21 protein-coding genes, 3 tRNA genes, 3 other RNA genes and 2 pseudogenes are annotated in these 24929 nt (G+C 52.7%); 12 read left to right on the forward strand and 17 right to left on the reverse strand.

The features are described 5' to 3' along the window. The first annotated feature begins 68 nt into the window (after window positions 1–68). Window positions 69–887, forward strand: a complete 819-nt coding sequence (locus tag KQP84_RS16145; RefSeq protein WP_215847294.1) for a pyridoxal phosphatase — start codon at window positions 69–71, stop codon at window positions 885–887. Here KQP84_RS16145 and modC read toward each other — a convergent pair whose 3' ends face one another. The 4 genes and pseudogenes from modC to KQP84_RS16165 all read right to left on the reverse strand — a co-directional run bounded on the left by modC (window position 888) and on the right by KQP84_RS16165 (window position 3701). After that, on the reverse strand, window positions 888–1946 hold the full coding sequence (gene modC / locus KQP84_RS16150) for a molybdenum ABC transporter ATP-binding protein ModC (RefSeq protein ID WP_215847295.1): 1059 nt from the start codon (window positions 1944–1946) through the stop codon (window positions 888–890). Further along, window positions 1946–2635, reverse strand: coding sequence for a molybdate ABC transporter permease subunit (gene modB / locus KQP84_RS16155; RefSeq protein WP_215847296.1), 690 nt, complete (start codon window positions 2633–2635; stop codon window positions 1946–1948). The genes modC and modB overlap by 1 nt, the downstream gene beginning before the upstream one ends. After that, window positions 2632–3464, reverse strand: a pseudogene (modA, locus tag KQP84_RS16160) (molybdate ABC transporter substrate-binding protein). The gene modB and the pseudogene modA overlap by 4 nt, the downstream one beginning before the upstream one ends. A gap of 81 nt (window positions 3465–3545) precedes the next feature. Continuing rightward, window positions 3546–3701: an AcrZ family multidrug efflux pump-associated protein gene (locus KQP84_RS16165; RefSeq protein ID WP_215847297.1), complete on the reverse strand. Its 156-nt coding sequence runs from the start codon at window positions 3699–3701 to the stop codon at window positions 3546–3548. Window positions 3702–3840: 139 nt separating this feature from the next. Between KQP84_RS16165 and modE the strand changes: the two genes are divergently transcribed. From modE to gpmA, 6 genes are all read left to right on the forward strand, one after another. After that, a complete protein-coding gene (gene modE, locus KQP84_RS16170; protein WP_215847298.1) occupies window positions 3841–4623 on the forward strand; it encodes a molybdenum-dependent transcriptional regulator in 783 nt (260 codons plus the stop codon). Between the two features lie 91 nt (window positions 4624–4714). After that, window positions 4715–6187, forward strand: coding sequence for a molybdate ABC transporter ATP-binding protein ModF (gene modF / locus KQP84_RS16175; protein WP_215847299.1), 1473 nt, complete (start codon window positions 4715–4717; stop codon window positions 6185–6187). A gap of 249 nt (window positions 6188–6436) precedes the next feature. Then, the gene (gene galT, locus KQP84_RS16180; protein ID WP_215847300.1) at window positions 6437–7483 is read left to right on the forward strand and encodes a galactose-1-phosphate uridylyltransferase; all 1047 of its coding nucleotides are present in this window, start codon (window positions 6437–6439) and stop codon (window positions 7481–7483) included. Continuing rightward, window positions 7455–8627, forward strand: a complete 1173-nt coding sequence (gene galK / locus KQP84_RS16185) for a galactokinase (protein ID WP_215847301.1) — start codon at window positions 7455–7457, stop codon at window positions 8625–8627. The genes galT and galK overlap by 29 nt, the downstream gene beginning before the upstream one ends. Continuing rightward, window positions 8621–9655: a galactose-1-epimerase gene (gene galM / locus KQP84_RS16190; protein ID WP_215847302.1), complete on the forward strand. Its 1035-nt coding sequence runs from the start codon at window positions 8621–8623 to the stop codon at window positions 9653–9655. The genes galK and galM overlap by 7 nt, the downstream gene beginning before the upstream one ends. A 153-nt stretch (window positions 9656–9808) precedes the next feature. Beyond that, complete coding sequence (gpmA, locus tag KQP84_RS16195; protein ID WP_215847303.1) at window positions 9809–10561, forward strand: 2,3-diphosphoglycerate-dependent phosphoglycerate mutase; 753 nt, start codon at window positions 9809–9811, stop codon at window positions 10559–10561. Window positions 10562–10623: 62 nt separating this feature from the next. Here the strand turns inward: gpmA and aroG are convergent, their stop codons facing one another. Next, window positions 10624–11676 carry a 3-deoxy-7-phosphoheptulonate synthase AroG gene (gene aroG, locus KQP84_RS16200; RefSeq protein WP_215847304.1) on the reverse strand — a complete coding sequence of 351 codons (1053 nt, stop codon included), beginning with the start codon at window positions 11674–11676 and terminating at the stop codon, window positions 10624–10626. Window positions 11677–11969: 293 nt separating this feature from the next. Here aroG and KQP84_RS16205 point away from each other — a divergent pair, with 293 nt between their 5' ends. The 4 genes and pseudogenes from KQP84_RS16205 to zitB all read left to right on the forward strand — a co-directional run bounded on the left by KQP84_RS16205 (window position 11970) and on the right by zitB (window position 16997). After that, window positions 11970–12332: a YbgS-like family protein gene (locus KQP84_RS16205; protein WP_215847305.1), complete on the forward strand. Its 363-nt coding sequence runs from the start codon at window positions 11970–11972 to the stop codon at window positions 12330–12332. A 92-nt stretch (window positions 12333–12424) separates the two neighbouring features. After that, window positions 12425–13006, forward strand: a complete 582-nt coding sequence (locus tag KQP84_RS16210) for a response regulator transcription factor (protein WP_215847306.1) — start codon at window positions 12425–12427, stop codon at window positions 13004–13006. Continuing rightward, window positions 12988–16060: pseudogene (locus KQP84_RS16215) on the forward strand (ATP-binding protein). The gene KQP84_RS16210 and the pseudogene KQP84_RS16215 overlap by 19 nt, the downstream one beginning before the upstream one ends. Further along, a complete protein-coding gene (zitB, locus tag KQP84_RS16220; RefSeq protein WP_215847307.1) occupies window positions 16038–16997 on the forward strand; it encodes a CDF family zinc transporter ZitB in 960 nt (319 codons plus the stop codon). The pseudogene KQP84_RS16215 and the gene zitB overlap by 23 nt, the downstream one beginning before the upstream one ends. Here zitB and pnuC read toward each other — a convergent pair. The 3 genes from pnuC to KQP84_RS16235 all read right to left on the reverse strand — a co-directional run bounded on the left by pnuC (window position 16991) and on the right by KQP84_RS16235 (window position 19440). Next, window positions 16991–17713 carry a nicotinamide riboside transporter PnuC gene (gene pnuC, locus KQP84_RS16225; RefSeq protein ID WP_215847308.1) on the reverse strand — a complete coding sequence of 241 codons (723 nt, stop codon included), beginning with the start codon at window positions 17711–17713 and terminating at the stop codon, window positions 16991–16993. The genes zitB and pnuC overlap by 7 nt on opposite strands. Window positions 17714–17738: 25 nt before the next feature. Continuing rightward, on the reverse strand, window positions 17739–18800 hold the full coding sequence (gene nadA, locus KQP84_RS16230; protein WP_215847309.1) for a quinolinate synthase NadA: 1062 nt from the start codon (window positions 18798–18800) through the stop codon (window positions 17739–17741). Between the two features lie 154 nt (window positions 18801–18954). Next, the gene (locus KQP84_RS16235) at window positions 18955–19440 is read right to left on the reverse strand and encodes a methylated-DNA--[protein]-cysteine S-methyltransferase (RefSeq protein ID WP_215847310.1); all 486 of its coding nucleotides are present in this window, start codon (window positions 19438–19440) and stop codon (window positions 18955–18957) included. Window positions 19441–19599: 159 nt separating this feature from the next. Between KQP84_RS16235 and KQP84_RS16240 the strand changes: the two genes are divergently transcribed. Then, the gene (locus KQP84_RS16240) at window positions 19600–21048 is read left to right on the forward strand and encodes an AlkA N-terminal domain-containing protein (protein ID WP_215847311.1); all 1449 of its coding nucleotides are present in this window, start codon (window positions 19600–19602) and stop codon (window positions 21046–21048) included. Between the two features lie 82 nt (window positions 21049–21130). Here KQP84_RS16240 and KQP84_RS16245 read toward each other — a convergent pair. The 9 genes from KQP84_RS16245 to tolB form a co-directional block, all read right to left on the reverse strand. After that, window positions 21131–21267: non-coding RNA, RtT sRNA (locus tag KQP84_RS16245), on the reverse strand. 43 nt (window positions 21268–21310) lie between these two features. Beyond that, window positions 21311–21447, reverse strand: a non-coding RNA gene (locus tag KQP84_RS16250) — RtT sRNA. 44 nt (window positions 21448–21491) lie between these two features. Next, window positions 21492–21628: non-coding RNA, RtT sRNA (locus KQP84_RS16255), on the reverse strand. Between the two features lie 44 nt (window positions 21629–21672). Next, window positions 21673–21748: transfer RNA gene (locus KQP84_RS16260), tRNA-Lys, on the reverse strand. Window positions 21749–21820: 72 nt separating this feature from the next. After that, a tRNA-Lys gene (locus KQP84_RS16265) sits at window positions 21821–21896 on the reverse strand. Between the two features lie 57 nt (window positions 21897–21953). Beyond that, window positions 21954–22029, reverse strand: a tRNA-Lys gene (locus tag KQP84_RS16270). A 164-nt stretch (window positions 22030–22193) separates the two neighbouring features. Continuing rightward, window positions 22194–22994 (reverse strand): cell division protein CpoB, encoded by an 801-nt coding sequence (gene cpoB, locus KQP84_RS16275; protein ID WP_215847312.1) that lies wholly within the window; start codon window positions 22992–22994, stop codon window positions 22194–22196. 9 nt (window positions 22995–23003) lie between these two features. Further along, window positions 23004–23525 carry a peptidoglycan-associated lipoprotein Pal gene (gene pal / locus KQP84_RS16280; protein ID WP_215847313.1) on the reverse strand — a complete coding sequence of 174 codons (522 nt, stop codon included), beginning with the start codon at window positions 23523–23525 and terminating at the stop codon, window positions 23004–23006. Window positions 23526–23576: 51 nt separating this feature from the next. Beyond that, window positions 23577–24872 (reverse strand): Tol-Pal system beta propeller repeat protein TolB, encoded by a 1296-nt coding sequence (gene tolB / locus KQP84_RS16285; protein WP_215847314.1) that lies wholly within the window; start codon window positions 24870–24872, stop codon window positions 23577–23579. Between the last annotated feature and the right edge of the window lie 57 nt (window positions 24873–24929).

The raw sequence follows: 24929 nt of genomic DNA on the forward strand, positions 1-24929 counted from the left end.
TTTTTTGTCTCCGGGCCGCCAGCAATGTAGACTTGACGCCTCGCTAACGCATACAGACGGAAGGATTAATGAGCTATCGTGTAATCGCCCTCGACCTCGACGGCACGCTGTTAACGCCAGCAAAAACCATTCTGCCGCAGTCCATCGAAGCGCTAAAACGTGCCCGTGAAGCAGGCGTTAAAGTCGCCATCGTTACGGGTCGTCATCATTGTGCTATTCATCCTTTCTATCAGGCGCTGGAACTGGATACGCCCGCCATCTGCTGTAACGGCACTTACCTTTATGATTATCAGGCGAAAAAAGTGTTAGCCGCCGACCCGCTGGATAAACAGCAGGCGCTGCGTGTTATTGACATGTTAGATGAGCAAAAGATTCACGGTTTGCTGTATATGGATGATGCGATGTTGTACCAAACGCCCACTGGCCACGTTACTCGCACCCTAAACTGGGCCGAATCGTTGCCGCCGCATCAGCGTCCACTGTTTAAACACGTACCCGATTTGGCACAAGCGGCACGCGAAGCGGAATCAATCTGGAAATTCGCCTTGTCGCACGAAGACACCGTTGCACTGGAACTGTTTGCAGAGAAAGTAGAAGCGGAATTAGGTCTGGCTTGTGAGTGGTCATGGCACGATCAGGTCGATATTGCCCGTGGCGGCAACAGCAAAGGCAAGCGTCTGGCGCAATGGGTTGAGTCGCTGGGTCTGAGCATGAGTGAGGTGATCGCGTTTGGCGATAACTATAACGATCTCAGCATGCTGGAAACGGTTGGCTTGGGCGTAGCGATGGGCAACGCCGATGAAGCGATTAAGATCCGGGCGAAGAAGGTGATCGGCACCAATCTCGAAACGGGCATTGCCGACACCATCTACCAGGAAGTGCTGTAATCAGGGCGTCACTGAGACGCTTTTAATCTGGGCATACAGCCATTGTTCTGGCCGGATGCCCAGCTCATCTCGCGCCCAAGGCGAGATGCGCGCCCACAGTTCGCTGATACCGATGCGCAGCTTCACTTCTATCTGATCGCCAACTTCAATTAACTCCACCACCTGCGCCGGCAATATATTGCGGATGGAGGTGTTGTGCGGCGGTTGCAGCGCCAGTGAAACGTCAGCTGATGCGATACGGATACGCAGCGGCGTTTTTACCGGCTGGTTCACCCGGCTAACCCAGATGTGTTGATCGCCCAATGATAACGCCGTCATGGGGTAATCGGGATGCTGCTCCAGTACCTGTACGCGCAAAACGCTGGTGAGTTCATTCATTGGCAGCCACGGCCGCATCGCGCTGCTGCTCCAGACGCGCTCTAGCGTGCCAAACGCTTTAACCTTTCCACTGTCCAGCACCAGGACATTATCAGCTAATTGCAAAATCTCTTCGAGGCTGTGCGACACATACAGCAGCGGGATCTCAACCTGCTTCGCCAGCTTTTGCAAATAAGGCATCAGCTCGCGCTTACGCGGCAGATCCAGCGACGCCAGCGGCTCATCCATCAGCAAAATGTCGGGCGCACTCAGCAACGCTCGGCCAATCGCCACTCGCTGCTTTTCGCCACCAGAAAGCGACAGAGGGAAACGTGTTAACAGCGTTTCCAACCCGAGCAGCGACACTAGCGAGTCAAAATGTGCTTTCATTTTTGATGACATGCCATATTGCAGATTGCCCCGCACCCGGTAATGCGGAAACAGGCGAGCATCCTGAAATACGTAGCCAATGCGGCGTTTTTCAGGTGGCAAAGCGATCTGTTTTTCTGTATCGAACAAGACGCGATTATTAAGGTGAATATAACCGCGCTGTGGCTGGGTTAATCCACCAATGGCGTTGATCAGCGAGGTTTTGCCCGCGCCTGACACACCAAAAATCGCGGTAATACCTTTGGCCGGAATCTGCGCGTTGACCTCAAGCAGATGATCGCCCAGCTGCTGAGAAAAATTAAGTGACAGCATTAAGCCCCCATGCGCTTACGGCCCCAGCGGGCCAGCCATTCCGACATCAACAACGACGCCAGCGCCAAGACAATGGCAATCACGCACAATCGTGCTGCTGCGCCTTCTGCGCCGGGCGTTTCAATCAGGGTATACATCGCCAGCGGAATGGTGCGTGTTTCGCCGGGAATATTTGAAACGAAGGTGATGGTTGCGCCAAATTCGCCGAGCGAACGCGCAAAGGCCAGCACGGTGCCGACAATAATACCGGGCAAGGTCAGCGGTAAGGTGATGGTAAAAAATACCCGCCAGCGCCCGGCGCCCAGCGTGCGTGCTGCTTGCTCCAGTCGGATATCAACCGCTTCCAGCGCCAGACGAATCGCCCGCACCATCAGCGGAAAGGCGATCACAGCGGACGCCAGTGCGGCTCCTCGCCAGCTAAAGGCGAAGCTAAAACCAAACCAGTCATAGAGTTTTTCACCGATAAAACCGCGGCGGCCCAAACCAATCAACAACAGATAACCGACCACAACCGGCGGCAGCACCAGCGGTAGGTGAATCAGACTATCAAGCAGGGTTTTGCCTGGAAACCGGCAACGTACCAGAATCCAGGCCATCAAGATGCCAAATGGCAGGCTGCAGAGCACGGCAATGCCAGAAACTTTTAGGCTGAGCATCACCGCCTGCCATTCGAGATCGCTAAGTATCATGTCTTCGGTGTGAATCCGTAATGTTTAAACACGGTAGCCGCTTCCGGCCCTTTTAAATAATCATAAAAATCATTTACGGCCTTGCCGTCGTGATCCTTAACGATCGCCATTGGATATTCTACTGCTTTATGGCTCGACTCAGGGAAAGTCCCTACTACCTGCACTTTGTTGCTAGCGACAGCATCGGAACCGTAGACGATGCCGTACGGCGTTTCGTTTCGTTCAACCAGCGCCAGCGCAGCACGCACGTTGTTAGATCGGGCCAAAACAGGTGACAGCGATTCCCAGGCACCCAATTTTTGCAGGGCTTCTTTAGCGTAAATACCGGCTGGAACATGATCGGGATCGCCCACCGCTAAACGCTCGCCCTTTAGCAAACTTTTCCAGTCTGTTTGCGCATTGATGGTGACAGCTTTCGCTGAGGCGTTTCGCGGTGCCACCAGCACCAAATCGTTGCCTAACAACGTGAAGCGGGTGGTGTCGATCATGCTTTTTTCGCGACTGCATCATCCATCCATTGTTGATCGGCGGAGATAAACAGATCGGCGGGTGCGCCCTGCTCAATCTGGCGCGCCAGCGTTGAGGAGGATGCAAAAGATGACACCACTTCAACCCCACTTTTTTCTGATACTGCGTGGCAATATCTTGCAATGCATTGGTCAGCGAGGCGGCGGCAAACACCGTGATTTTTTCTGCCGCCACGGCCTGTCCAGCAACCGATGCACTTAAAACAGCAGCCATACCCCATTGGGTGAGTGAAACAGACATTTTTATTCTCCAGTGATTCGTTGTATAGGCGATAATACAACGCCAGTTCTCGGAGTGTCATGAAATTATCGGCAGGAAATAGAGAAGGTTGAGGATGAGTAAGAAACAACAACGCCCGCAGCGTTGGCGGGCGTTGTGGGGATTAATTGTGCGAGCGGGATGAAGACTTTTCGCGATGACCAAATTTTGAGATGACGTTAAACACTTCACCCAGGCCATAAATCAGACCCAACATCAAGGCCATCACGATTGGCACCATTATCACCGCCACGGCGAGGCTTTTTAGCAATTCCAACATGGAGAGTCTCACTTTGCGATCAAAAAAGAGATTGTAACGGTTCAGGAAAAATTGCGCAGCCCTTTTCGTGCTTTTACTTTACGAGCGAAACGCCGCTATCATCGCTGAATTGCTTACGTTATCTTTCCCCGGAGCTGCCATGCAAGCCGAACTTTCCCTTCATATTCGATTACAGCAGAAACTTTTTGCCGATCCGCGTCGCATTGAACTGTTAAAACGGGTTCAGCAAACCGGCTCGATCAGCCAGGGCGCTAAGCTGGCGGGCATCAGCTACAAAAGCGCCTGGGATGCGATCAATGAAATGAATCAGCTGGCGGATGAGACGCTGGTTGAGCGCGCAACGGGCGGTAAAGGCGGCGGTGGCGCCAGCCTGACGCGTTACGGCGAGCGGCTGATCCAGCTGTTTCAGTTAATGGAGCAAATTCAGCAGAAAGCCTTCGACGCGTTGCAGCAAGATTCGCTGCCGCTCGACAGTTTACTGGCGGCAATTGCGCGCTTTTCACTGCAAACTAGCGCGCGTAATCAGCTGTTTGGCAAGGTCATCGCCAACGATGCTCAGCAGGTCGTACAGCATCTGACTGTTTTATTAGCCGATGGCAAAACTCAGCTCAGCGTGGCGTTAACCCAACGCAGCGCACAACGCTTACAGCTTGCAGAAGGCAAAGAGGTTTTATTGCTGATCAAAGCGCCGTGGATTCGGGTTAATCATCAGCCAGGCAAAGAGGATAATCAGCTGGTCGCGCAGATTAGCGCGATCGAACCGGGCGAGCAGGTCAGCGAAATTTTAATGACGTTAGCCAGCGGTGAAACCTTGTGCGCCACATTACCGAATGCTGAAGTGCAGCAGCAAAACTTCCAGCCAGGCGATCCGGTTACCGCCAGTTTCAACGCCGAGCACGCCATCGTGGCGACGTTACTTTAGTTAATTGCTACCGCGTTTTAAGGGCGTGATTTGACTTCATCGCAGCCAGTGGTTACAACTCAGTAACTCGATGCATAAAATGGAACAGATCATGGCTTCATTGCAAATTTCGCAAGGCACGTTTCGTCTTAGCGACACCCGAATTCTGACCCTGAATGATGTGCACCTTCACAGCGGTGAAAGCTGGGCCTTTGTCGGTGCTAACGGCAGCGGCAAGTCATCTCTGGCGCGCGCGCTTTCCGGTGAACTCTCTCCGCTAAAAGGGACGTTCAGCACGACTTATCAACGCCCGACGCGTCTGTCGCTGGAGCAACTTCAGAAGCTGGTTTCTGATGAATGGCTGCGTAATAACACCGATCTGCTCAGCGAAGGTGAAGACGATACCGGCCGCACCGCGGCTGAAATCATTCAGGATGAAGTCAACGATGCCGCGCGTTGTGCGCATCTGGCAGAGCAATTCGGCATTAGTTATCTGCTGTCACGCCGTTTTAAATATCTCTCAACGGGCGAAACGCGAAAAACGTTGCTGTGTCAGGCACTGATGAAGCAGCCTGATCTGTTAATTCTGGACGAACCGTTTGACGGGCTGGATGTGGCGTCTCGCGCCAGCCTGACCAAAACGCTGCAAAGCTTGCAGCAGCCGGGCTTCACGTTGGTGCTGGTGCTTAATCGCTTCGACGATATTCCTGATTATGTCCAGCAGATTGGCGTATTGGCAGAATGTACGCTGACCCATGTGGGCGCGCGTGAAACTATTCTGGCTGAAGCGCTGGTGGCGCAACTGGCACACAGCGAGCAGCTACAAGGCATGGCGCTACCGGAAGCGGACGCGCCCGATCAGCTGCCGCCGCTGGCCGATGATCCGCCGCGAGTAGTTTTGCGTAACGGCGTCGTATCCTATAACGATCAGCCAGTGATTAACGGGTTGAACTGGCAAGTTGAATCAGGCGAACACTGGCAGATTGTGGGGCCAAACGGTGCAGGTAAATCAACGCTACTGAGCCTGGTGACCGGCGATCATCCGCAAGGCTACAGCAATGATTTAACGCTGTTTGGCATGCGTCGCGGCAGCGGAGAAACCATTTGGGATATCAAACAGCACATTGGCTACGTCAGTAGCAGCCTGCATTTGGATTATCGCGTTAGCGTGAACGTGCGAACCGTGATTTTGTCTGGCTTTTTTGATTCGATTGGCTTGTATCAAGCGGTATCGGATCGCCAGATGGCGCTGGCTCGCCAATGGCTGGCGCTGCTGGGCATGGATAATGCCCTTGGCGATGCGCCTTTCCACAGTTTGTCGTGGGGCCAGCAGCGTTTAGTGTTGATTGCACGCGCCTTGGTGAAGCACCCCACGCTGCTGATTCTTGATGAGCCGCTGCAAGGACTGGACCCTATCAATCGTCAGCTGGTACGCCGCTTTGTCGATGTGCTGATTGGCGAGGGACGAACCCAGTTGCTGTTCGTTTCGCATCACGCAGAGGATGCGCCGCACTGCATCACCCACCGCTTAAGCTTTGTGGCTCGTGAAGGCGGCTACGATTATGTGCAGGAAACGCTGCGCTAATTTTGCCTCCATCGCTTGCATCCGTTTCAGTAAACGCCGCATTGTCGGCGTTTTTTTCATCTTATGATGTAACCGCTACCATTTATGTTGCGCTTTTAAGGTGATTAGCTTCGCACAAAGCCACAAAATGAGAATAGTCAGCTTGTGTAAACGATACCATTTATTCAGACTTGATCACGCTTTCGCCCGTGCCAATGTGCTACTTTTTAACGATGCCTTACCGGCTTTTGACGCTTACCAGGATTAAACATGGAAAAATTCAACCCGGTCGATCATCCACATCGCCGTTATAATCCGCTGATTGATCAGTGGATTCTGGTTTCTCCCCATCGTGCTAAACGCCCGTGGCAGGGTGCGCAAGAAACACCTGCTACCAATACTTTACCGACGCACGATCCCGACTGCTTTCTTTGCGCTGGCAATACGCGCATTACCGGCGATAAGAATCCCGATTACACCGGCACTTACGTCTTCACTAACGATTTTGCTGCATTGATGACTGACACACCGGATGCGCCCGCCAGCGACGATATTCTGATGCGTTGTGAAAGCGCGCGCGGCACCAGCCGGGTGATCTGCTTTTCTCCCGATCACAGCAAAACGCTGCCGGAAATGTCACTCAACGCGCTCGAAATCGTGGTGCGCACCTGGCAAGAACAAACTGCCGATCTCGGACAACATTATCCGTGGGTGCAGGTGTTCGAAAACAAAGGCGCGGCAATGGGCTGCTCTAATCCTCATCCGCATGGTCAGGTTTGGGCTAACAGCTTTCTGCCTAATGAAGCGCAGCGTGAAGATGATAATCAACGCGACTATTTCGCTAAAAACGGCTCGCCAATGCTGGTTGATTACACCGCCCGTGAACAGAAAGATGGCAGCCGCACTGTGGTAGAAACCGAGCACTGGCTGGCCGTTGTTCCCTGGTGGGCGGCATGGCCTTTCGAAACGCTGCTGCTGCCTAAAGCACACATCAAGCGTTTGACCGATTTGACGGATGCCCAGCGCAAAGATTTGGCCTTAGCGATAAAGCAGCTAACCAGCCGCTACGACAACCTGTTCCAGTGCTCTTTCCCCTATTCCATGGGCTGGCACGGCGCGCCATTCAACGGCGAAGCCAACGATCACTGGCAGCTGCACGCACACTTCTATCCACCGCTGCTGCGTTCAGCAACGGTACGTAAATTCATGGTCGGATATGAAATGCTGGCCGAGACCCAACGTGATCTAACCGCAGAACAGGCGGCTGAACGGCTGCGTTCTGTTAGCGATGTACACTTCCGCGAGGCACAACAATGAGTTTAAAAACACCACGCATCAGGTTTTCTCTGACAGTTTCGGCTATGCGCCAACGCACACCATTCAAGCGCCAGGCCGCGTAAACTTGATCGGCGAGCATACCGATTACAATGACGGTTTTGTGCTGCCCTGCGCCATCGATTATCAAACAGTTATTGCCTGCGCCAAGCGTGATGATCGCCAGGTACGCGTCATTGCCGTGGATTACGACAATGCGCAAGACACCTTCTCACTGGATGAGCCGATTGTTAGCGTGCAAGAACCGATGTGGGCCAACTACGTGCGCGGCGTGATAAAGCATCTGCAAAAACGTCACGCGGATTTTGGCGGCGTGGATATGGTGATCAGCGGCAATGTGCCGCAGGGTGCAGGCCTCAGCTCCTCCGCATCACTGGAAGTGGCGGTGGGCACCGTGCTGCAACAACTTTATGCGCTACCGCTGGATGGTGCTGCTATTGCAGTGAATGGCCAGGAAGCGGAAAACCAGTTCGTAGGCTGCAACTGCGGCATTATGGATCAGCTGATTTCCGCGCTAGGCCAGAAAGATCACGCCATGTTGCTGGATTGCCGCACGCTCGGCACGCGCCCGGTTTCCATGCCGGAAGATATCGCCGTGGTGATCATCAACTCCAACTTCCGCCGCAGCCTGGTGGGAAGCGAATACAACACGCGTCGTGAACAGTGTGAAACCGGCGCGCGCTTCTTTGAGAAGCAGGCGCTGCGTGATGTTGAGTTAGCGCAATTCGACGCGGCCGAATCAAAACTGGATCCGCAAGTGGCCAAACGCGTGCGCCACGTGCTGACGGAAAATGCCCGTACGCTGGAAGCCGCCGATGCATTGACGCAGGGCGACCTGAAACGCATGGGTGAGCTGATGGCTGAATCACATGCTTCGATGCGTGACGATTTTGAAATCACCGTGCCGCCTATCGATGCGCTGGTTGAGATCGTAAAAGCAGAAATCGGCGAACGTGGCGGCGTACGTATGACCGGCGGCGGCTTTGGTGGCTGCATCGTGGCGTTGATGCCATTGGATTTAGTTGATCAAGTCAAAGCCGCAGTAGCGGAGCAGTACGAAGCAAAAACCGGTATCAAAGAGACGTTCTACGTCTGTAAAGCGTCTGAAGGAGCGGGCCAATGCTAAGTGATGTGCAATCTCACGCACCCGATGGTCAGCCATGGCGTATTACCGTGCTGCGTAATGCCAACGGCATGATCGCAACTTTTATGGATTGGGGCGCAACCTGGCTTTCCGCACGTGTGCCAATGCAGGATGGCTGCGTGCGTGAAACGCTGCTCGGCTGCGCTACGCCGTCCGACTATTTGCATCAGGATGCTTATCTGGGTGCCACGGTTGGCCGTTATGCTAACCGCATCGCCCACGCCAAACTGACAACGCTTGATCGCCAACTGCAGGCAAATCAAGGTGAACACCAGTTGCATGGCGGCCCGGAAGGGTTTGATAAACGTCGCTGGCAGATTGTCAGTCAATCCGACAGCGAAGTGCACTATCGTATCGATTCACCTGATGGCGATCAGGGCTATCCGGGCAATTTGATTGCCGATGTACGTTTTCAGCTCGACGATGATAACTGTGTGTCGATCCGCTATGAAGCCCGTTGCGATCAGGCTTGTCCGGTTAACCTGACCAACCACGCTTACTTTAATCTTGACGCGCATCATGGCGATGCGCGTCAGCATCGCTTACAACTGCACGCCGACCGTTACTTGCCGGTCGACAGCGCGGGTATTCCCAATGCGCCGCTGAAAGCGGTAGCAGGCACCAGTTTCGATTTTCGTCAGGCTAAAACCCTGTTGCAGGACTTCCTCGCCGACGACGATCAAAAAGCGGTGAAAGGGTATGACCATGCGTTTCTGCTCAACAGCGCTGGCGACGCCAATCAGCCTGCCGCAACGTTGTGGTCAGCAGATGGCAAGCTGGAGCTTAGCGTGACGACGTCCGCGCCAGCACTGCAGTTGTACTCCGGCAACTATCTTGAGGGTACGCGCGCGCGCGAACAAGAAAGCTATACTGCTTTCCAGGGTATTGCGCTGGAGAGCGAATTTTTGCCTGACTCGCCCAATCATCCTGAATGGCCGCAAGCCGATTGCTGGCTGCAACCGGGCGATCGCTGGGAATCGATAACGCGTTATCGCTTCACGCCGCGCTGAGTTGCCGGATGAAAAACGCGCAACGCGTAATGCTCGGGCTTACGCGTTGCGCTGTTTTCCGTTATGGTATGGCGCTATCAATGCGCCGCTCGTCGGGCTGGCAGCAGCAGGTTTCCATTATCATAGAAACATTAAGTATTAAGGAGTTAAGCTATGGCCGTAACTAAGCTGGTTCTGGTGCGACACGGCGAAAGCCAGTGGAACAACGAAAACCGCTTTACCGGATGGTACGACGTGGATCTTTCTGACAAAGGTCGCACTGAAGCCAAAGCAGCCGGTCAGCTGCTGAAGAAAGAAGGTTTCGTCTTTGATTTTGCTTATACCTCTGTGCTGAAACGCGCTATCCACACGCTGTGGAATGTTCTTGATGAACTGGATCAAGCCTGGCTGCCTGTTGAAAAATCCTGGCGCCTGAACGAGCGTCACTACGGTGCACTGCAAGGTCTGGATAAAGCGGAAACCGCCGCTAAATATGGCGACGAGCAAGTTAAACAGTGGCGTCGTGGCTTCGCGGTAACCCCGCCAGAGCTGGATCGCAGCGATGAGCGTTTCCCAGGGCACGATCCACGTTACGCATCATTGACTGCCGAGCAGCTGCCAACCACCGAAAGCCTGGCGCTGACCATTGATCGTGTGATCCCGTACTGGAATGAAAGCATTCTGCCGCGCATCAAAAGCGGTGAGAAAGTGATCGTTGCTGCACACGGTAACTCACTGCGTGCACTGGTGAAGTATCTCGACAATCTGAGTGAAGACGAGATTCTGGAACTGAACATCCCAACTGGCGTGCCGTTGGTGTATGAGTTCGATGAAAACTTCAAACCACTGAAACGTTACTATCTGGGCGATGCCGACGAAATCGCTGCGAAAGCAGCCGCCGTGGCAAACCAAGGTAAAGCGAAGTAAGCTGAGGCTGAAACGCAAAAAGGCCAGACGCGAGTCTGGCCTTTTTTATTGCCTGCGGAATATTAACCGCGACGCTGTTTTACCGCCGCCGCTAACTGGCGCAACACTTTATCGGTGTCGTCCCAACCAATGCAGGCATCCGTCACGCTTTTGCCGTACACCAGCGGCTCACCGCTTTCCAGATTTTGATTCCCTTCCACCAGATGACTTTCAATCATTACGCCGACAATACCCTGCTCGCCCGCGATAATTTGCTGTGATACATCATCCGCCACCAGCATCTGCTTTTGATACTGCTTGCTGCTGTTAGCATGGCTGAAATCGATCATCACCTGTTGAGGCAAACCGGCTTTTTCCAGGCCTGACTTAACTGCGCTAACGTGATGTGCGCTGTAGTTAGGCTCTTTGCCGCCACGCAGAATGATGTGGCAGTCAGCGTTGCCGCTGGTTTCCACAATCGCAGAATGACCATATTTGGTCACCGACAGGAAACAGTGCGGCGAACCGGCAGCGTTAATGGCATCAATCGCCACTTTGATGGTGCCATCGGTGCCGTTTTTGAAACCAACCGGGCAAGATAATCCCGACGCCAGTTCACGGTGAACCTGAGATTCGGTAGTGCGCGCGCCAATTGCGCCCCAGCTCATCAGGTCAGCAACGTATTGCGGGGTGATCATATCTAAAAATTCACCCGCTGCTGGTAAACCGCTGTCGTTAATATCCAGCAGAAGCTTACGCGCCATGCGTAATCCATCATTTAACTGGAAGCTGCCGTCCATATAGGGATCGTTAATCAATCCCTTCCAGCCCACCGTCGTGCGCGGCTTTTCAAAATAGACGCGCATCACAATTTCCAGCTCGCCTTTCAGCTCTTCACGCAGGCTCAACAAGCGTGACGCATACTCTTTGGCCGCTTCGGTATCATGGATAGAGCAAGGGCCAATCACCACCAGCAGGCGATCATCCTGACTTTGCAGGATCTGATGAATCGCCTGACGCGCCTGCGAAACGGTTCTCGCCGCGTTATCTGTGGCCGGGAATTTTTCAAGCAGCGCAACAGGGGGTAACAGCTCTTTAATCTCTTTGATGCGTAAATCATCGTTCTGGTAATTCATACATATTCCATATTATTTCAGGCCCAGCGCGCGCCGGGCACAACCCGAACAATGTAGCCCGTTGTGCTAGGGCTGTAAATTACCGTTCAGGTTAAAATGTGCGCGTGAAATTTGCATTTATCAGGTCATCAACTAAGCTTTTTACTTGTAAGCACTGAGGAACTGGCTGCTTACAAAATTAATATTTGCTAATAAGCCAAACGGTGAAACTTTATTTCGCCCGAGAGACTTTTACTCCAAATCTGCAGCAGAAGATTTGAGACAAGCAACTGTCATTAATTAACAGGAGCATAATGATGAATAAGTTTGCAATTATCTTTTTGACGGCAGCAATGACACTGGGCAGCGGCGCGGCAATGGCGGCGAGCAGCAATAACGGTACAGCGAACCAGGCCGCTGATGCAGGCGCAGCAGCAGGTGGCGCAAATGAAAATCTGCCACCTAACAAAGTTGATAACAGCAAAATCAACAACTCTGGCGTCAATACCAATTCTGCCGCTTCTGGCAGCAGCACCAGCAGCAGCGGTATGTCTGCTAATGATATTGACCAGAACAGCCAGTGCAAAGATGGCAAATGCCCGAACATCAATAAAAAAGTCCAGACTAAAGAAGGTGGTGGTGACGTAAACACCAAAACCGACGGGACTTCGCAGTAATTCATTGTTAAAGGAGAGCATTCGCTCTCCTTTATATTATCCCTTCTGTACTTCCGCTATGCTGAGCCTGTGAAATTAACAGGGACATTTTCATGGCTTCTTTGCTACTCATTGACGATCATCCATTAGTTGAAGTGGCGTTGGAAGCTGCGCTCACCAAAGCCCCTTTTCCCATTCGCTTGTTTTCAGCCAGCAGCGAGAAAAATGCGCGTCCTTTTTTACAGCAACCGCTCGATATTATCGTCTTGGATATCGGTTTACCCGATGACGATGGGCTGGAAATACTACGTCGCTTGAAAGTACATCTGCCGAATTGTCCGGTATTGATCTATTCCGGCCAGCAAACCAGCCATTATGTGCGCCGTGCTCAAGCACTGGGAGCCGCAGGCTATGTTGTGAAGAGTCAGCGCATGGAGCAGTTGCTTAGCGCCATTCTGGCGATATTGGGCGGACAGTCGGCTTTTCCTGCTACCTGTGATGCGCCAGAGTTGCCGCTTACTACCAAAGAACGTCAGGTTCTCGCCTTGCTTGCCAGCGGCCTCTCTAATTTGCAAATCGCCGAACAACTCCATATCAGCAACAAAACCGTAAGCACCCATAAAAAGAATATCCTGGAAAAAACCGGCACGCGTTCAGTGGTCGAATTGGCTGATTTATGGAAGGCGCAGCAGTGAAATACTGGCTGTTCACTCTCCTGCTGATTACAACGTTCACGCAGGCCAATTTACGTCCGGTGAGCAGCGTCAATTTGCCGATGATGATGCCGGTTAAAGCCGCTGAAACCATGCAGGGCAAGATGCTTCGTGTAGGGATTCTTGAGGATAACAATGCACCCTGGACGATGCGGGTGGGCAACGATCTTTACGGCATTGATGCCGATTACCTTGCTGCGCTGCGTCAGCTTACCGGTGCGCAATTCACCCTGACTCAGTTCGCAACGCAGGCCGCCTTGTTACAGGCGCTACAACAGGAAAAAATCGATTTCGCGCTGGGCATGTTAACGCCGCCACTGCCCTCTGGCACCTTAAGCAGTGATAACTGGTTCAGCAGTCCGCTGCGTATTTATCGCAATCAGCAGAATCAGCGCGCCGTGATGTTCAACAGTCAAAACGCCCAGTTAGCCATCAGCGAATCAACGCTGGCGCAGTTACCTGAAACATTGGCTGCACGTCACCAATGGCGAACCTACAGCAGCGATCTGCAGGCGCTGTATACGTTATTCAATCAGCAAAATGATTATGTGGTAGCAGATGAAACCAGCGCCGGATTCCTGCTGAGTCAGCTACAACAAGGGCAGATTTATCAAATCGCCTCAGGCATCGAAACCGGTCAGCTCAACCTTCGCGCCTTCGCTCGCGATCCAGCGATGGTGAATTGGCTCAACCAAAGTTTGCGTCAGCTACCGGCTGAATTAATGAGTTCATTGCAAAATCGCTGGAGCACGCCGCTGCCACGTTATCAGGATACGCAAACGCTGATGCTTAGCGCGGCGGAGCGCAGTTGGATACACGCACATCCGGTCATTTATTATGCTGCCGAACGGGACAACTATCCGTGGAGCTACCGCGACAGCAACGGCACCGCGCGGGGTTACGGTATCGATCTGTTAAAAGCGGTGGCGCAAAGTACGGGTCTGCGCTTTGAACCGCGCTGGGTTACTAATCCGCAGCAGGCTGCCGCTTTGATGACTCAGCAGCAGGCGATGCTGCAATTAATGCAGCCGTTAAACGGTGAAGCGATGCAAAGCGCCAGCCTGCCGGTTTGGCGCGCGTTATGGGGAATTTATACCCTCCGCGATGCTGCCCCAGCCCACTGGAGCGATCTGCGAGGTAAGCGAATAGGAATTTTACAGGACGATTTAGCGTCTCAACTGCTCCCTGCTGACATGCAGGCGCAGACGTTTGCCGATCGCGCCAGTTTGTATGATGCGCTCTCTGCCGGGCAGACAGATGCCATCGTTGATAATGTGCTGTCGGCACGCTGGCGTATTGCCAGTCGCGATGACAGCAAGATTCACCTTGCCTTTGCCGCCAGCGACATCGCCTGGCCGATTGCGTTAGGTGTTACGCCGAATCAGGGGTTTTGCGCGCCCTGCTTGATCGCGCGTTGCAGCAAATCCCCGCCGATACGCAAAGCCAGATGCGTGACAGATGGTCCACACCACCACAGCCAGGTAGCGTTATGGCGATGCGTTCCTTGCCGCTGATGGTACTTGTCGGCGCGGGTGTGGCGATTATCGTTTTACTGCTGTTGCTGGTGCGCCGTTACTGGCAACAGCGCCGCGATCGTCAGCAGCGTGAGCAGGCTGAGCACGCCAATGCCATGAAGAGCCAGTTCCTGGCGACCGTTAGCCATGAATTACGCACGCCGATGCAGGCGATTCTTGGCTTGCTCGAACTAGAAAAGCAGCAGCATCCTAATCCTAATCTCCGGTTACTGCACAGCAGTGCCCAATCGCTAATGACCCTGCTAAATGATTTGCAGGATCACGCGCGCATTGAAAGCAACAGCTTTAGCCTTGCTCCGCGTCCGCTGGTGTTGGCGCAATGGCTAACGCAGCAGCAGCACTATTATCATCCACTGATGCACCGGGATGGCCCGACCTTAACGTTTAACGCGCTCACCCTTTGCCGCCGGCTGTATTGATCGATGCCGATCGTTTGCAGCAGGTGGTGAATAACCTGATGACCAATGCGCTGAAATTCACCCGCCACGGCGAAATTTGCCTGACGCTGGCCGCCAACGATGCGCTTATTTTCACCGTCAGCGATAGCGGCAGCGGCATTCCACTGCAAGAGCAGCAAAAGTTATTTGATCCTTGGTATCAGGCGCCGTCCGGCAAATCAGTATCGGTTCAGGGCAGCGGCTTAGGGTTATTTATCTGCCGTGAAATCGTGCTGCGCATGGGCGGTGAGATCAGCGTTAATTCAGAACCTGGCGTGGGAACCCAAGTCATTGTCACGCTGCCTTTGATCCTGTGTGATGCTCCTGAAATCAGTGATGAAGATGCGTTGCCGCTTTATCCTCATTTGCGCGTCGCTATCGTGGACGATCATCCTGCCAACCTGATGGTTATGCAGCAGCAGCTGGCCCGCTTTGCTATCCAGGCGGACTGCTTTGAGCAAGGCCGCGCCTTGCTGTTAGCTGATGCCCAGCAGCCTTATGATTTACTGTTCATTGACCAAATGATGCCGCGTCCAAATGGCATGCAGTTGCTTCGCCTGCTACGCCGACGTGACCGCCAGCGCAAACGTCAGCCGTTGCGTGTCCTTTGTTCAGCTGATGCACAAATGCTGAATGTCATGCTACAGGATAATGAAAGGGTGCTGATCAAACCGGTTCAACTGCAAGATATCGCCGCACTCCTTCAAACCTTGCAAAACGACCCGCTCACGGCTGTAGATGAAAACTTGTGGCAGTTGGCGCAGCAGAATGAGAAATTTCTGACGCGCTTAAGTCACACATTACGTGACACGTTGACCACGGATCTGACGCAGTTAATAGCCGCACGGGAAGCCACTAATTGGTCGCTGTTGGCAGAAACCGCACATCGGATGAAAGGAAGCTGGCTGTTAATGGGTTTAAGCGAAGGCGCAGCGCTGAGCCAGCAGTTGGCCGAAAAAGCAAAACAGCACCAGGACGTGTCTGAGGAGTGGGATTTGCTGATATCATTAACCAACAGGTTACTGAAAAAACTGGATTCTTATGGCTCACACGCACTCACATAGCGGGCAAGACAGCAATCGCAAACGCCTCGCTGCGGCCTTTGCTGTTACAACCGTCTTCATGTTCGCCGAGGTGATTGGCGGATGGATGTCTGGCTCGCTGGCGCTGCTGGCGGATGCCGGCCACATGTTAACCGATGCCGCCGCACTGTTGATGGCACTGCTGGCAGTTCAGTTCGCTCGACGCAAACCCAACGCGCGCCACACGTTTGGCTTGCTACGACTTACAACGTTGGCGGCTTTCGTCAATGCTATTGCGCTGCTGGTGATCACGGCATTAATTGTTTGGGAAGCGATACGCCGCTTTTATCAACCGCAGCCAGTAACCGGCGGCCTGATGCTGGGGATTGCTATTGCTGGGCTCTTCGCCAACCTGCTGTCGTTTTGGTTGCTGCATCATGGTAGTGAAGAGAAAAATTTAAATGTACGAGCGGCAGCGCTGCACGTGATGGGTGATTTGCTGGGTTCGGTAGGCGCAATTGTCGCGGCAGTCATTATTATGCTGACCGGCTGGATGCCCATCGACCCGATATTATCCCTGCTGGTGTCACTGCTGGTATTGCGCAGCGCATGGGCGTTGCTGCGGGAAAGTTTGCATGAATTGTTAGAAGGTGCGCCGAGTTCAGTAGACACCAACAAGCTTGCACGCGACCTGACCTTGAACATTGCCGAAGTACGCAATGTTCATCACGTTCATTTGTGGCAGGTTGGCGAAAAACCGGTATTAACGCTGCACGTGCAGGTGATTCCACCTTACGATCATGATGCGCTGCTGCAACGTATTCATCACTATTTGCACCAGCACTACCAGATTGCCCACGCGACGGTACAAATGGAATATCAGCCGTGCGCCGGTCATGATTGTGACCTCGGGCTTAGCAGCGCTTCAACTGCCGAGCATCACCATCATCAACATGGTGAACACGCCCACCCTCACTGATTCGACAACGCGCGTGAGCCCTGCTCACGCGCGCTTTTGATCCACATTCGCGAACCGTTCAAAGCAATCAGCGTCAAAATCATATACTCCAGCGACATGGCGTAGACGCCCTGACGAGCGAAAATCATCACGCTGATAACGTTGATGATGACCCACAGCAGCCAGTTTTCAACGTATTTACGCGTCATTAAAATCATCGCCACGATCGACAACACCATCATGCAGGAATCCCAAAACGGGAAAGCATCCGGCTGCAATTCAGGCATGTCCACCGCCACGCCTAACCCATTCATCAAGCTCACCGCTGCGTGCGTCAACACGGCGAATACCGGGTTGATATACAGCGTCATCAAGCCAATGGCGATAACGCAGACCGCTCCCCAAAGCAGCGCTTTGTTCAATGGCAGCCAGCGAATTTTAAGCGCAGCCTGATTATCCGACGTTTGTCGGCTCCAGGCATACCAGCCGTAAACGTTAGCAACGAAGAAAAACAGCTGCAACAGCAGGCTCGCATAGAGTTGGATTTGAAAAAAGATCACCGCAAACAGCGTGACGTTGATCAGTCCAAAAGGATAGTTGATGATTTTTTCCAGGCTGGCGAACCAAATACACAGCAAGCCCGCCAGCGTGCCGATAGCTTCGATCCATGAAAGATCGTAGCCACCGGCGCCCAAAGGAATATGAACCAGAATATTTTGTGTGCTTAAGAAATCCATAGCGGGCACCTGTGAAAGAGACGCATCAGGCGTTTCCTTTCACTTTAAGTTTGAGTTCCGCTGCAAAGGATAGCATGCGATTTAACGGCAGCAATGCCGCTTCTCGTAATCCAGCATCAACATGGATTTCATGGGTTTTCCCACCAAATTCCAGGCTTTCCGCTATGGCTTTGAGGCCGTTCATCGCCATCCACGGACAGTGCGCACAGCTGCGGCAGGTTGCGCCCTCACCTGCAGTCGGCGCTTCCAGCAACTCTTTATCCGGCACAGCTTGCTGCATCTTGTAAAAAATACCGCGATCGGTTGCGACAATCATTTGTGGATGCGGCAGGCTTTTCGCCGCCTGAATCAGCTGGCTGGTCGAGCCAACGGCATCAGCCAAATCAACAATGGCCTGAGGTGATTCGGGATGAACCAAAACCGCTGCATCAGGATAGAGCGCTTTCATGCGCTGCAGCGCCTGGGTTTTGAATTCGTCATGTACGATACAAGCACCTTGCCAGCACAGCACATCAGCACCCGACTTTTGTGTGACATAGCGGCCCAAATGACGATCGGGTGCCCAAATGATTTTCTCACCCAAGCTATCAAGGTGTTCAATCAGTTCTACCGCAATGCTTGAGGTAACAACCCAGTCAGCGCGCGCTTTTACTGCCGCTGACGTATTGGCGTATACCACAACAGTCCGGTCAGGATGCGCATCGCAGAAGGCATTGAACTCCTCAATGGGGCAACCCAGATCCAGCGAACATTCCGCCTCTAAAGTGGGCATTAAGACGGTTTTTTCCGGGCTAAGGATCTTTGCTGTTTCACCCATAAAACGCACACCCGCTACCAGCAGCGTGGTGGCTGAATGATTACTGCCGAAACGAGCCATTTCAAGTGAATCGGAAACACAACCGCCGGTTTCTTCAGCCAGCGCCTGGATTTCAGGATCGGTATAGTAATGCGCCACCATCACCGCATTGCGGGCCTTGAGTAACGTTTTGATTTTTTCGCGATAGAAAGATTTTTCATCATCGCTTAAACGGGCAGGTTTGGGCGGGAATGGGTAAATGGCGCTCTCAGGATCGAACATTACACTCATGACACAGCTCTCGTTTTATGAAATTAACGATAATCGCCTTTTAAGACGACTAATGGCGCTCATTCCGCCCTCGTGTTTTATATGCTAAACACGATAGCGGAAAAGCCCCTGAGTGTCGTGCTTTTTGTGTTCATGTTTTTAACAATGCGAGACGCTACGCGCTTGCCGGGGTTTCAAGTTGCAACAGAAATGCTTTAACGTCGAGCCCGCCCGCAAAACCGGTTAGCTTGCCGTTTGCGCCAATGACCCGGTGACATGGCGCGATAATAGAAATGGGGTTTTTACCGTTTGCTGCACCCACGGCACGCATAGCGGCGGGATGGCCGATTTGCTCGGCAATCTGACGATAGCTGCGCGTTTCACCAAACGGAATCGCCACCAGCGCCTGCCACACTTTCTTTTGAAACTCTGTGCCAGTGAAATCGAGTGCTAACGTGAAGCGTTGGCGCGTGCCGGCAAAATATTCCAGCAACTGAGTTTGCGCTTCACACAACACGGGATGGTGATCGTTGCGTTCCAGCGGCGCCAGGCGTACGCGTTTAGGATCGTCGTTTTGCCATAATATGGCCGCCAGCCCGTGATCGCTGGCAACCAGCTTGAGTTCGCCAACCGGCGTTACAACAGATTTGTAGTAGTACATGGTTTTTCTCCCGCCAATGTTATGCCATGCATTATCGCACTTTTATCTCAGCAAACTGGCTGTTTTCGGTCATCACGATAAACTGTAGTGCTGTCCGAAAACAGCCAGTTTGCTACAGGATTGCGGAGGTAAACTGCGTTTTATTTGTCGGAGACGTTCATGCTCAATCATGATATGGCTTACCAGGCGCTAACCTCGCGAGATACGCGTTTTGATGGTGTTTTTTTTGTTGGTGTGACCTCAACCGGCATTTATTGTCGTCCGGTCTGTCCGGTGAAGGCACCCATGCAAAAAAATTGTTTGTTCTTTGCCAGCGCAGAGGCAGCTGAGAAAGCGCATTTTCGTCCCTGTTTGCGCTGTCGGCCTGAGCTCGCGCCTGGTAATGCACCCGTGGATAATTCCCATCGCGTAGCCGATCGTTTGGTTCAGCGCATTGAAGAAGGTTTGCTTGAAGAACATGGCGGCCTGGATGAAATAGCGGCTGAGTTTGGTCTGAGTTCGCGTCAGTTAAGGCGCATCGTTCAGCAAGAGCTGGGTGTTTCGCCGTTAGAGCTAAAGCAGACGCGCCGGATGCTGTTAGCCAAACAGCTCCTGACTGAAACCCGTTTGCCCATCATTGATGTCGCTTACGCCAGCGGTTTTAGTAGCCTGCGCCGATTCAATGATGTGTTTCAGACGCGCTACCGCATGACGCCGAGTGCGTTACGCAAAGAGGTTACTCAACCTGCCCAACGCCATTCTGGCGATACCGCAACGTTACGTCTCAGTTATCGGCCGCCTTACGACTGGCAAGCGATGCTCACTTTTTTGCAATTACGGCTAATGAAAGAGGTCGAGGCGGTTGAAGGTAATATTTATCGCCGCACGGTGGCATTGGGAAAATATCGCGGCTGGATCAGCGTTTCTCATCTGCCGGCGAAAAATGCTCTACTGGTTGAGTTCACGACGTCATTAACGCCTGTATTACCTGCCCTGCTGCGTAGGTTACGTGACTTGTTTGATTTGAATGCGCAGCCGCTGCTGATTGCAGCTCATCTGCGGCAGGATCCTTTGCTGATTGATAGCATCAACCGTTTTCCCGGTTTGCGCGTTCCGGGTGCCTTTGACGGCTTTGAGTTAGGCGTCAGAGCAATATTAGGCCAGCAGATCACGGTAAAAGCCGCAACGACCTTGAGCAGCCGCTTTGCTCAAGCTTTTGGTGAGCCATGCGTAACGCCTTTTGCCGATTTGTCCCGCTATTCTGCTCAGTCACAACCCGTTGCCGTTGCCACAATAGATGACATTGCCAGCCTGGGGATTGTCAGCGCGCGTGCTAAAGCCATTCTCGCCTTCGCTAACGCCTGTATGACCGGGACTTTAAGGTTCAACGCAACGTTGACACCAGAAGAAATCATGGCGCTGCTGGTGAGCCTGCCAGGTATTGGTCCTTGGACAGCAAACTATATTGCCATGCGCGCGTTACGCTGGCCCGATGCCTTTCCGAAAGAGGATATCGCGATTCGTAATAACCTGGGCGGTCTGACACCTCGGGTTGCGGAAGAGCGTTCACAGCAATGGCGGCCTTGGCGCAGTTATGCGGTGATGCATATTTGGAAGAGCTTGTCGTAAATGGGATCGTTCCTTTTTAACGGTCTCGTTTTCTCTTACAGAAAAAACGAAAAAAGCGCCTGAAAGGCGCTTTTCTCTGAATTGGTGGGTCGTGCAGGATATGCCTCGGCCCTTCCGGGGCCTCGCCCTGCGGGTGATGCTGACGCATCAGCCTGAATCGCTCCCGGCGATTCAGTCGAACCTGCTGCAAGTTCTCATCCTGCACGTTTGAGTCCTGTGCAGCAGAAACGAAAAAGCGCCTGAAAGGCGCTTTTCTCTGAATTGGTGGGTCGTGCAGGATATGCCTCGGCCCTTCCGGGGCCTCGCCCTGCGGATGATGCTGACGCATCAGCTTGAATCGCTCCCGGCGATTCAGTCGAACCTGCTGCAGGTTCTCATCCTGCACGTTTGAGAGCTGTGCAGCAGAAACGAAAAAAGCGCCTGAAAGGCGCTTTTCTCTGAATTGGTGGGTCGTGCAGGATATGCCTCGGCCCTTCCGGGGCCTCGCCCTGCGGGTGATGCTGACGCATCAGCCTGAATCGCTCCCGGCGATTCAGTCGAACCTGCTGCAGGTCCTCATCCTGCACGTTTGAGAGCTGTGCAGCAGAAACGAAAAAAGCGCCTGAAAGGCGCTTTTCTCTGAATTGGTGGGTCGTGCAGGATTCGAACCTGCGACCAATTGATTAAAAGTCAACTGCTCTACCAACTGAGCTAACGACCCGATGTCGCTTACAACCGCTCAAACAATCCGTTTCAAATTATCATTCAAAACAAACACAGTTTGTTTATTAGATGGTGGGTCGTGCAGGATTCGAACCTGCGACCAATTGATTAAAAGTCAACTGCTCTACCAACTGAGCTAACGACCCATCTAAGGTTGTGAAGCAATGCTGAAGTCATCTCTTAAGGAACATGTCCGGAGAAGATGGTGGGTCGTGCAGGATTCGAACCTGCGACCAATTGATTAAAAGTCAACTGCTCTACCAACTGAGCTAACGACCCATCTTCAGGCTTACCAGACACATCTGCAATGTGTCCCGGCAACGGCGGCATATATTACTGATTTACCGAGGTAGCACAACCCTTTTTCTTTAAAAGGGTTTGATTGCTCACCTTTCATTCGGCAAGACCAGAAATCAAACGATATCCGGTCTGACCTGCAACAATTACAATCCAGAAAGACGTTTTTGTGCTTGTTTAGCCGATTCGGTGTTCGGATAAAGTTTGATCACCTGCTGGAAAACGGCTTTGGCTTTTGCCGTGTCGTTTTTCTCTTGCATGATGACGCCAACCTTAAGCAACGCTTCTGAAGCCTTAGGTGATTTTGGATAATTCTTTACCACGGTGGCGTAATAATAAGCGGCGTCGTCCTTTTTCCCTTTGTTGTAAAACAACTGGCCTAGCCAATAATTGGCGTTAGGCTGATAGGTGGAATCAGGGTAACGCTTTACCCATGCCTGAAGCGCGGTAATTGCCTGGTCGTACTGTTTTTTCTCAAGAATCAACGCAACCGCAGCATTGTAATCGCTATTAGCATCACCGCTTTGTACAGGCGCGCCTGTAGAGGCCGCTGCGCCCGTATCAGCGCCTGTGCTAGCTGCGGCAGCAGAATCAGCGTTCGCATCACCAGCCGCCGCCTGTTGCCCGCCATTGCTATTGCTGCTCAGACTGTCGATCTGTTGATAGATCTGTTTCTGACGTTCAACAACTTGGTTCAACTGATAGGTGTTTTGCTGGATTTGCCCACGCAGCGAGTCAATATCGCTTTGATTGTCGCTCATTTGCTGCTGCAGTTGTTGCAGAAGCTGAGCCTGAGCATTCGAGATTCGTTCAAGAGTGGTGACACGGTCTTCGACCGAGCCGGAGCCAACGCTACTGATTGACGCTTGGGCATTAGCGGCCCAAGGGACCGCTACGCCAATCAGTAACGACAGACTCATTAGATGACGTCTGAAGTTACTAACCATGTGATTCTCTTAGTAGACCAGAACTGCACGACGGTTTTTAGAATAAGCTGATTCGTCATGACCTAAGACGGCTGGCTTCTCTTTACCGTAAGAAACGATAGACATTTGGTCAGCAGAAACGCCTTTACCTTGCAGGTACATTTTAACGGCGCTAGCCCGACGCTCGCCCAGGGCGATGTTGTATTCCGGCGTACCGCGCTCATCCGCATGACCTTCGATGGTCACTTTGTATGATGGGTTGCTACGCAGGAAAGAAGCGTGCTGATCCAGCATCTGAGCGTAATCAGACTGAACGTCATATTTGTCCAGGCCGAAGTACACGATGTTGTTCTGCTGCAGCTGTTGCATCTGCAGACGCGCTTGCTCGTCAGAAGACATGTTGCCGCTGCCGTTTGCGCCAGCACCGTAAGCACCATCAGCGCCGCCCATGCCGGTCTGATCGTTATTGTTGTTTTTGTGTGAGCTACAAGCCGCTACAGCCAAAACCGGCAGAGCCAGCAGTAAACCCTTCAGCACTTTGTTCAGTTGCATTTCTTAAATCCCGTTATTGTTTATTGTTTGTGATGCCTGTTTTATCAGGCATTACAGATACGGCGACCAGGCAGGAAATTTGACCTGTCCATCAGTAGCCGGAAGACGCGCTTTGAAACGTCCGTCGGTTGAAACCAACTGCAACACGGAACCCATCCCCTGAGTAGAGCTATAGATTACCATCGTGCCGTTCGGTGCCAGGCTCGGCGTTTCATCCAGGAACGTGTCCGTTAACGTTTGAACGGCTCCCGTTTCCAGATCTTGTTTGGCGACGTGTTGAGCACCACCGTTGGTGCTAATCATCACCATAGATTTGCCATCAGTAGCGACGTCCGCATCCTGGTTCTGTCCACCTTCCCAGGTAATACGCTGCGGCGCTCCGCCATTAACGCCAATCTTGTAAATTTGTGGTGCACCCGCCTGATCGGAGGTATAAGCCAGCGTCTGGCTATCCGGGAACCAGGTAGGCTCGGTGCTGTTGTAGCGACCATCGGTCACTTGACGTGTCTGACCAGACGCTAAATCCATCACATACAGGTTAAGGCTGCCGGTTTTCGACAAGGCGAAAGCGAGCTTAGAACCATCAGGAGAGAACGCTGGCGCACCGTTGTGACGTGGATAAGAAGCAACCTGACGGATTGCACCGTTAGAGAGCGTCTGTACTACCAGCGCTGATTTACCACTTTCAAAGGTCACGTAAGCAACTTTGCTGCCGTCTGGAGACCAGGCTGGCGACATCAGCGGCTGTGGTGAACGATGCACAACAAACTGGTTGTAGCCATCGTAATCCGCTACGCGCAGCTCATAGGGGAACTGGCCGCCATTCGTCTGTACGACATAGGCGATACGCGTACGGAAGGCACCTTTGATACCGGTCAGCTTCTGGAACGTTTCATCACTGGCGGTATGAGCCGCATAACGCAGCCACTGCTTAGTGATTTTGTAAGAGTTCTGAGCCAGCACGGTTCCCGGTGCAGCACCGGTATCGACCAACTGATAAGAAACTTGATAGCTGCCATCTGGGTTAGATTGAACCTGACCGACGACAACGGCATCAATACCTAATGCGCTCCATGCAGCTGGCTGCACTTCCTGCGCGCTGGTTGGCTGCTGTGGAAGACGTGAACGATCAAGCGGATTAAATTTACCGCTGTTACGCAAGTCTGCTGCGACGATACCACCGATATCTTCCGGTGCAGCGCCAGCGCCAGCCCATTTAAACGGAACCACACCAATTGGACGCGCAGTATTGACGCCTTGGGTGATCTCAATGCGAACTTCTGCATGCAGCACAGCTGCCCACAGTAATAGAAAAAAGCTTAACGATACGCGAAGTGCTTGCTTCATTTTCTCTCCCTTATCTGAACCTCAGTCCACGATAATTGGCACTGTTCCTGGAAACCA

This window comes from Candidatus Pantoea bituminis, from assembly GCF_018842675.1.
Classification (GTDB): domain Bacteria; phylum Pseudomonadota; class Gammaproteobacteria; order Enterobacterales; family Enterobacteriaceae; genus Pantoea; species Pantoea phytostimulans.

Bases quoted from the DNA above. Each gene is read 5' to 3' on its own strand.
- aroG (WP_215847304.1), bottom strand. From the start codon at position 11,676: ATGAATTACCAGAACGATGATTTACGCATCAAAGAGATTAAAGAGCTG.
- tolB (WP_215847314.1), bottom strand. From the start codon at position 24,872: ATGAAGCAAGCACTTCGCGTATCGTTAAGCTTTTTTCTATTACTGTGG.
- nadA (WP_215847309.1), bottom strand. From the start codon at position 18,800: ATGAGTGTAATGTTCGATCCTGAGAGCGCCATTTACCCATTCCCGCCC.
- KQP84_RS16240 (WP_215847311.1), top strand. From the start codon at position 19,600: ATGCTCAATCATGATATGGCTTACCAGGCGCTAACCTCGCGAGATACG.
- KQP84_RS16235 (WP_215847310.1), bottom strand. From the start codon at position 19,440: ATGTACTACTACAAATCTGTTGTAACGCCGGTTGGCGAACTCAAGCTG.
- modB (WP_215847296.1), bottom strand. From the start codon at position 2,635: ATGATACTTAGCGATCTCGAATGGCAGGCGGTGATGCTCAGCCTAAAA.
- zitB (WP_215847307.1), top strand. From the start codon at position 16,038: ATGGCTCACACGCACTCACATAGCGGGCAAGACAGCAATCGCAAACGC.
- galK (WP_215847301.1), top strand. From the start codon at position 7,455: ATGTACACTTCCGCGAGGCACAACAATGAGTTTAAAAACACCACGCAT.
- KQP84_RS16165 (WP_215847297.1), bottom strand. From the start codon at position 3,701: ATGTTGGAATTGCTAAAAAGCCTCGCCGTGGCGGTGATAATGGTGCCA.
- galM (WP_215847302.1), top strand. From the start codon at position 8,621: ATGCTAAGTGATGTGCAATCTCACGCACCCGATGGTCAGCCATGGCGT.
- KQP84_RS16205 (WP_215847305.1), top strand. From the start codon at position 11,970: ATGATGAATAAGTTTGCAATTATCTTTTTGACGGCAGCAATGACACTG.
- KQP84_RS16210 (WP_215847306.1), top strand. From the start codon at position 12,425: ATGGCTTCTTTGCTACTCATTGACGATCATCCATTAGTTGAAGTGGCG.
- modE (WP_215847298.1), top strand. From the start codon at position 3,841: ATGCAAGCCGAACTTTCCCTTCATATTCGATTACAGCAGAAACTTTTT.
- modC (WP_215847295.1), bottom strand. From the start codon at position 1,946: ATGCTGTCACTTAATTTTTCTCAGCAGCTGGGCGATCATCTGCTTGAG.
- cpoB (WP_215847312.1), bottom strand. From the start codon at position 22,994: ATGGTTAGTAACTTCAGACGTCATCTAATGAGTCTGTCGTTACTGATT.
- modF (WP_215847299.1), top strand. From the start codon at position 4,715: ATGGCTTCATTGCAAATTTCGCAAGGCACGTTTCGTCTTAGCGACACC.
- pal (WP_215847313.1), bottom strand. From the start codon at position 23,525: ATGCAACTGAACAAAGTGCTGAAGGGTTTACTGCTGGCTCTGCCGGTT.
- galT (WP_215847300.1), top strand. From the start codon at position 6,437: ATGGAAAAATTCAACCCGGTCGATCATCCACATCGCCGTTATAATCCG.
- pnuC (WP_215847308.1), bottom strand. From the start codon at position 17,713: ATGGATTTCTTAAGCACACAAAATATTCTGGTTCATATTCCTTTGGGC.
- KQP84_RS16145 (WP_215847294.1), top strand. From the start codon at position 69: ATGAGCTATCGTGTAATCGCCCTCGACCTCGACGGCACGCTGTTAACG.
- gpmA (WP_215847303.1), top strand. From the start codon at position 9,809: ATGGCCGTAACTAAGCTGGTTCTGGTGCGACACGGCGAAAGCCAGTGG.